Annotated in this window: 8 protein-coding genes; 5 read left to right on the forward strand and 3 right to left on the reverse strand. The window is 63.2% G+C overall.

The features are described from left to right. Positions 1–116 precede the first annotated feature (116 nt). Entirely contained in the window at positions 117–476 is a 360-nt protein-coding gene (locus tag C2U70_RS03945; RefSeq protein ID WP_140976553.1) for a DUF427 domain-containing protein, read from the reverse strand. A 211-nt stretch (positions 477–687) separates the two neighbouring features. Here C2U70_RS03945 and C2U70_RS03950 point away from each other — a divergent pair, with 211 nt between their 5' ends. Together C2U70_RS03950 and C2U70_RS03955 are read left to right on the forward strand one after the other, a co-directional pair. Continuing rightward, positions 688–924 carry a BolA family protein gene (locus C2U70_RS03950; protein WP_092293730.1) on the forward strand — a complete coding sequence of 79 codons (237 nt, stop codon included), beginning with the start codon at positions 688–690 and terminating at the stop codon, positions 922–924. 25 nt (positions 925–949) lie between these two features. Continuing rightward, a complete protein-coding gene (locus tag C2U70_RS03955) occupies positions 950–2,143 on the forward strand; it encodes a low temperature requirement protein A (RefSeq protein ID WP_140976554.1) in 1,194 nt (397 codons plus the stop codon). Positions 2,144–2,209: 66 nt separating this feature from the next. On the opposite strand, the gene egtD is transcribed toward C2U70_RS03955, so the two are convergent. Together egtD and egtB are read right to left on the reverse strand one after the other, a co-directional pair. After that, positions 2,210–3,181, reverse strand: a complete 972-nt coding sequence (gene egtD / locus C2U70_RS03960; RefSeq protein WP_140976555.1) for an L-histidine N(alpha)-methyltransferase — start codon at positions 3,179–3,181, stop codon at positions 2,210–2,212. A gap of 50 nt (positions 3,182–3,231) precedes the next feature. Then, on the reverse strand, positions 3,232–4,479 hold the full coding sequence (gene egtB / locus C2U70_RS03965) for an ergothioneine biosynthesis protein EgtB (protein WP_140976556.1): 1,248 nt from the start codon (positions 4,477–4,479) through the stop codon (positions 3,232–3,234). Positions 4,480–4,771: 292 nt separating this feature from the next. Here egtB and grxD point away from each other — a divergent pair, with 292 nt between their 5' ends. The 3 genes from grxD to C2U70_RS03980 form a co-directional block, all read left to right on the forward strand. Beyond that, entirely contained in the window at positions 4,772–5,104 is a 333-nt protein-coding gene (grxD, locus tag C2U70_RS03970) for a Grx4 family monothiol glutaredoxin (RefSeq protein ID WP_140976557.1), read from the forward strand. 10 nt (positions 5,105–5,114) lie between these two features. Continuing rightward, the gene (locus tag C2U70_RS03975) at positions 5,115–5,663 is read left to right on the forward strand and encodes an O-acetyl-ADP-ribose deacetylase (RefSeq protein WP_140976558.1); all 549 of its coding nucleotides are present in this window, start codon (positions 5,115–5,117) and stop codon (positions 5,661–5,663) included. Between the two features lie 41 nt (positions 5,664–5,704). After that, the coding region (locus C2U70_RS03980; protein ID WP_140976559.1) for a serine hydrolase domain-containing protein at positions 5,705–6,457 on the forward strand (753 nt) is incomplete at its 3' end.

Below are 6,457 nucleotides of genomic sequence, written 5' to 3' on the forward strand. Positions count from 1 at the left end.
CCGGGCATCCACGTTCTTCCTTGCCGATCGCAGCATAGAACGTGGATGGCCGGGACATAGGCGAGCGGGAGCGACGCCGTCCTTCGGACGGCTATGCCGGAAGCTTCTGCGAAAAACTACCCCACTTCCTCGATCTTCACCTTGTCCGGATAGAACGCCAGCCGTCCCGAAATCTCGCTCATGGCGGGGAAGGGCGTCTCGTAGGTCCAGATCGCGTTGTCGAGCGTCTTGCCGTCGGCTGTGATGCTGAAATATCTCGCGTCGCCTTTATAGGGGCAGTGCGTGACCCGGTCGGTGCGCTCGAGCAGCGCCATGTTGGTGTCCTCGCGCGGGACATATTGCACCGCCGGATACCTGGCTTCCTTCAGCGTCAGGGCCTTGGTCGTATCGGCGATCACGATATCGCCCGCGGTCACCCGGATGCGGCGGGGGTTTTGGGTGATGGTGATGGGGTGGTCGGGGCCCGGAAGTTTCATGAATTCACGCCTTTTCGTTCGATCTGCCGCGCGCGGCACTTTGTCGTGCCTTTATCCTGATGGGATCAGGGATATAGTGCCTGAAGGCGTGACGGAGAAGGCCGTTCACGCTAAGTTTGGCCCTGCCGGCAAGCTTGGCTTTGAAGTCTGGACCCCGGCAAAGATTCGACACCCAGACTGACTTGAAGTCGAGATATGGAGTAAGACCCGAATGCCAATGGACGCCCACGATATCGAGGCGATGATCAAGGCAGCGATCCCCGATGCCGAGGTGACCATCCGTGACCTCGCCGGCGACGGCGACCACTATGCCGCGACCGTGATCTCGGAATCCTTCCGCGGCAAGTCCCGCGTCCAGCAGCATCAGATCGTCTACCGGTCGCTGCAGGGACAGATGGGCGGCGTGTTGCACGCGCTGGCGCTGCAGACCGGCGTGCCCGGCAGCTGATTTCTTCGCGAGACGGGGGCCGACAATGGCTGCGGACGATCATCGCGGCGCGATGTTTCGTGTCATCGTGCCGAACCAGCACAGCCGCGTCACCAATGCCGAGCTGTTCTTCGACCTCGTCTTCGTCTTCGCCGTCACCCAGATCTCGCACACGCTGCTGCACCATTTCACGCCGCTCGGCGCGGTGCAGGTCACGATCCTGTTCCTCGCGGTCTGGTGGGTGTGGGTCTACACGACCTGGGTGACCAACTGGCTCAATCCCGAGCTGACGCCGGTCCGCATCATGCTCTTCCTGATGATGCTCGGCGGCCTCATGCTATCGACGACCATCCCGTCCGCCTTCGAGGGACGGGGCCTGTGGTTTGCGATCGCCTATGCGTCGATGCAGGTCGGGCGCACCGCATTCTGGCTGATCGCGACGCCAGCGCATCGGACGCTGGTGCGGCACAATGCGATCCGCATCCTGGCCTGGCTCTGTGTCTCGGGCGTCCTCTGGATTCTGGGTGGCCTTTCGGAGGGGGAAACGCGGCTGTGGCTGTGGCTGGCAGCGATCGTCTGGGAGTACATTTCGCCGGCCGCGCGCTTCTGGGTGCCGAAGCTGGGCTTCTCGTCGGTCGAGGCATGGGCCGTCGAAGGCAGCCACATGGCGGAGCGCTGCTCCCTCTTCGTCATCATCGCGCTCGGCGAAGCCATCGTGGTCAACGGCGCGACCTTTGCGGAGCTGAGCTGGACCGCCGAAAACATCACAGCTTTCCTGGCCGCGTTGATCGGTGCGATTGCGATGTGGTGGATCTATTTCCACAAGGGTGCAGAGGCTGGCTCTGAACGACTCTCGAAGTCTGTCGAGTCCGGCCGGCTGGCGCGGCTCGCCTACACCTATCTGCACATGCCGATCATCGCCGGTATCATCCTCACCGCCGTGTCGGACGAGCTCGTGCTCAAGCATCCGACCGGGCATTCCGACATCAGGACAGTCGCCAGCACGGTCGGTGGTCCGCTGGTGTTCCTGGTCGGCACCATCCTGTTCAAGCATTCGATCCGCGGCTTCCTCCAGCTCTCGCACGGCGTCGGCATTCTTGCGCTGCTCGGCCTCGGCTGGTTCGGCGGCCATCTGTCGCCGCTCTGGCTGTCGGTCGCGACGACGCTGATCTTGATCGTGGTGGCGGTGTGGGAGTCGCTATCGCTGGGGTCGAAGCCTGAGGAGGCCGAGGCTCATTGAACCTGACCTGCCGCGATCCGTACGATCGGCCGGGCCCGGCCGCGGTCGCCGGCATTCCCGATTTGCCTACTCCGCAACCTCCAGCGCGTGCACCGAGAACATCTTTGCCGCATCCGTCCAGGTTTCGCGCACCCGCCAGCCAGCACCGCGCGCCAGCGCCGCAAAGCGCTCGAGGCTGTATTTGTAGCTGTTCTCGGTGTGGATGGTCTCGCCGGCGCGGAACGAGAAGCTCGTGCCCAGCAGGCGCACGGTCTGGCTCTTCTTGCTGATCAGGTGCATCTCGATGCGGTGGCGCTCGTGATTGTAGATCGCGCGATGGGTGAAGGCGGAGAGGTCGAAATTGCCGCCGAGCTCGCGATTGATCCGCACCAGCACATTGAGGTTGAAACGGGCCGTGACGCCGGCCGCATCGTTATAGGCGTCGTAGAGCACGCGCTCGTCCTTCTCTAAGTCGACGCCGATGATCATCTGCGCGCCCCGGCCCAGGATCTCGCGCGCGCTCTTCAGGAAGGCGCTGGCCTCATGCGGCTCGAAATTGCCGATCGTCGAGCCCGGGAAGAAGCCGACTTTTGGCATATCGGTGACAGCAGGGGGCAGCGCAAACGGCGTCGTGAAATCAGCCGCGACCGGATGGATGGCGAGCGCAGGAAAATCACGCCGCAATCCGTTCGCCTGCGCATGCAGGAAATCGCCGGAGATATCGACGGGCACATAGGCGGCGAATTTGCAGTGTTTCAGGAGCAAGCGAACCTTTGTGGTCGCGCCGGCGCCGAACTCGACCAACGCGGCGTGCTCCGGGATGATTGCCGCGATCTCGTCGCCGCGCTCGCGCAGGATCGAGAGCTCGGTGCGGGTCGGGTAGTATTCCGGCAGCCGTGTGATCGCCTCGAACAGCTCCGATCCGGTCGCATCGTAGAAGTATTTCGGCGAGAGCTTTTTCGGCTGCTGCGAGAGATCCTCGATGGCTTCGCGGGCGAAGGCGGTGGTCTGTTCGTCAGGAAGATGGGCTTCAGCCAAAGCGCTGGCATGCACATTCATGATACTCTCCTGAACGCGCTGTCCGGCGCGCGGTTGTCGTCGGAAGTTTGTTAGTCGTACTGGGCGAGCCGCAATCCCGTGAACTGCCAGCGGTGGTGCGGATAGAAGAAGTTGCGATAGGTGATACGGCTGTGGCCCTCGGGAGTTGCAAGCGAGGAGCCGCGCAGCACCAACTGGTTGACCATGAACTTGCCGTTGTATTCGCCGAGCGCGCCTTCGATGGCGCGGTAGCCCGGGTAGGGGGAGTAGGAGCTGCGGGTCCACTGCCAGACGATGCCGAAGGCATCGTTGAGCTTTTCGGCGCGGGCCGCGACCTCCCATTCCATCTCGGTCGGAAGGTGCTTGCCCGCCCAGCGCGCGAAGGCGTCAGCCTCGTAATAGCTGACATGGCTGACGGGCGCTGCGGGATCGACCGGCTTGAGACCGGCGAGCGTCATCATGTGCCACTGGCCGTCGATCTCGCGCCAGTGGCCGGGCGCCTGCCAGCCCTCGTTGTTGACGGCGGCAAATCCGTCCATCAGCCAGAGCGTCGCGGTCGCGTAACCGCCGTCCTTGATGAAGGCGAGCCATTCACCGTTGGTGACGAGGTTGCGCGCGATCTTCACCGGACCGACCAGGGCGCGATGCGCGGGCTTCTCATTGTCGAAGTGAAAACTGTCGCCGGCATGTCCGATGCTGTGGATGCCTTCGTTCAGCGTCAGCCACTCATCGCCGGTGCGTGTCGCAGCCGGGAAGCGCCAGGCCGGATCGTAGGCCGGCGACACCGGGTTCTGCGCAAAGGCGTGCAGGATGTCCGTGAACATCAATTCCTGGTGCTGCTGCTCGTGATTGAGCCCGACTTCGACCAGCGGGGCGATCTCGCGCAGCTTTGCAGCGCCGGCCTCGCGGAAGAATTTGACGACTTCAGCGTCGACATGCCGGCGATAGGCCGTGACCTCATCGGCGCTCGGACGCGTGATGTCGCCGCGGCGATGCCGGGCGTGACGGGGACCGGCGCTGACGTAATAGGAGTTGAACAGGAAGGCGAAATCCGGATGGAAGGGCCGGTAGTCAGGACAGTGATCGCCGAGCAGGAACTGCTCGAAGAACCAGGTGGTGTGGGCCCGGTGCCATTTGGCCGGGCTCGCGTCCGGCATGGACTGGATCTGCTGGTCCTCGGGGCTCAGGGGTGCCGCGCGGCGCTCGGTCTCGTTGCGGACGGCGGTGAAGGCATCGACCAGCGCCTCCGCGAGGCCGCCGGAATCGGGCGAGCGTGACGGATGGGCGGGGCCGGCCGTTGCGGAGGCTTGTTTCGTCACGTTTTTCTCCAGATGCACAAGAGAACGTAGCTGGCGTGGCCCGGTTCCCGAGACCAGGTTCGTCCTAAATAGGGCGCCCGTTACGGGATAAAAGTCCTCCTTGGGTATGATATTAGAGCCGTCAGGCTATGGACCGGCCGTCCACAAGGCCCAAGCGGGCCGCATGGCTGGCCCCCGTCGCCGCCATTTTGCTTTGGATGCACAATAGTTTGGACTACATATATCCTGAAGTATCGGGTTACATGGGCCAAGCCGCCCGAGGCATTTGAAGGGCTCCGCAAAGGAAACGGATATGAGCATCGAGCAATTCATCGACAGCGAAGTGAAGTCGAACGACGTGGTTCTGTTCATGAAGGGCACGCCGCAATTTCCGCAGTGCGGCTTTTCGGGCCAGGTCGTGCAGATCCTCGACCACCTCGGCGTCGGCTATAAGGGCCTGAACGTTCTGGAATCGGCCGAGCTGCGCAACGGCATCAAGACCTATTCGAACTGGCCGACCATTCCCCAGCTCTACGTCAAGGGCGAGTTCGTCGGCGGCTGCGACATCGTCCGCGAGATGTTCCAGGCCGGCGAACTGCAGCAGCTCTTCTCCGAGAAGGGCGTGGCGATCAACGCTGCGGCTTGAGGCCTCGTCGATGCTGACGCGCCGGATCGGCGGCGCCCAGCTCGAGATCATCGTTGCCGACATCACCACTCTCGGCGTTGACGCCATCGTCAACGCCGCAAACAATTCGCTCCTTGGTGGAGGCGGTGTGGACGGGGCGATCCACCGGGCCGCAGGCCCGGACCTCGTCGCCGAATGCCGTATGCTCCACGGCTGCAAGACGGGCGACGCCAAGATCACCAGGGGTTATCGGCTCAAGGCCGCGCACGTGATCCATACGGTCGGTCCGGTGTGGAACGGCGGTACGCTGGGCGAAGACGATCTGCTCGCCGCCTGCTATCGCCGCTCGATGGAGCTGTGCGCCAGGCACACACTGACCTCGGTGGCATTCCCGGCGATTTCGACCGGCATTTTCCGTTTTCCCGTCGACCGGGCGGCCGATATCGCGATGCGCACGACCATCGAAGCGCTGCCGACGACGCCATCCGTCGCCCGCGTCATATTCTGCTGTTTCTCCGAGCCCAGCGCGAACGTCCATATCGAGGCGCTCTTGCGACACGGCAGCCCTTGTGCCGACTGACGTGGTCGGTACACTCCGCCGGCTTGTTCCGGGGAGGGAATATGACGTTACGTTTTGGACTGCGTTCGTTGGCATGTGCCGCGCTGGTGTCGCTCTGTGCGATACCGCTGGCCCATGCGGAAGGCACTTACGAGATCCCGGCCGGCGCGCGGTTCAATCCGGACAAGCTCGCCAGGATCAGCGACTTCTTCAAGAATGAGGTCGCAACCGGCAAGATCGCCGGTGCGACGGTGCTGATCCAGCACAATGGCAAGCCGGTCTTCCGCGAAGCCTTCGGCGTCCAGGACGTCGTGAGCAAGGCGCCGATCACCGACAAGACGATCTTCCGCCTGTTCTCGATGACGAAGGCGATCACGTCGGTGGCTGCCATGAAGATGATCGAGGACGGCAAGCTCAGGCTCGACGATCCCGTCTCGAAATACATCCCGTCCTTCGCCAATGTGAAGGTCGGCGTCGAGAAGAAGGCCGAGGACGGGACCAAGTCGCTGGAGCTCGTGCCGCTGGTCCGGCCGATGACGGTGAAGGACCTGATGACGCACACCTCGGGCGTCACCTATGGCTTCTATGGCGACAGCCTGGTCCGCAAGGCCTACAAGGACGCCAACCTCTATGCCGGCGATTTCGATCTCGCCGAGTTCGCCGAGCGCATCGCAAAGCTGCCGCTGCACAACCAGCCGGGCGCGCTCTGGCAATACGGCCATTCCACCGACATTCTGGCGCGCGTGATGGAGGTCGCAGCCGGCAAGTCGCTGCTCGAGATCGAGCAGCAATTCGCGCTCGATCTCGAGCAGCGA

This window comes from Bradyrhizobium guangdongense (genome assembly GCF_006483445.1).
Classification (GTDB): domain Bacteria; phylum Pseudomonadota; class Alphaproteobacteria; order Rhizobiales; family Xanthobacteraceae; genus Bradyrhizobium; species Bradyrhizobium guangdongense_A.

Coding starts and splice junctions, on each gene's coding strand:
- C2U70_RS03945 (WP_140976553.1), bottom strand. CDS start 476: ATGAAACTTCCGGGCCCCGACCACCCCATCACCATCACCCAAAACCCC.
- C2U70_RS03955 (WP_140976554.1), top strand. CDS start 950: ATGGCTGCGGACGATCATCGCGGCGCGATGTTTCGTGTCATCGTGCCG.
- egtD (WP_140976555.1), bottom strand. CDS start 3,181: ATGAATGTGCATGCCAGCGCTTTGGCTGAAGCCCATCTTCCTGACGAA.
- C2U70_RS03975 (WP_140976558.1), top strand. CDS start 5,115: ATGCTGACGCGCCGGATCGGCGGCGCCCAGCTCGAGATCATCGTTGCC.
- C2U70_RS03950 (WP_092293730.1), top strand. CDS start 688: ATGCCAATGGACGCCCACGATATCGAGGCGATGATCAAGGCAGCGATC.
- grxD (WP_140976557.1), top strand. CDS start 4,772: ATGAGCATCGAGCAATTCATCGACAGCGAAGTGAAGTCGAACGACGTG.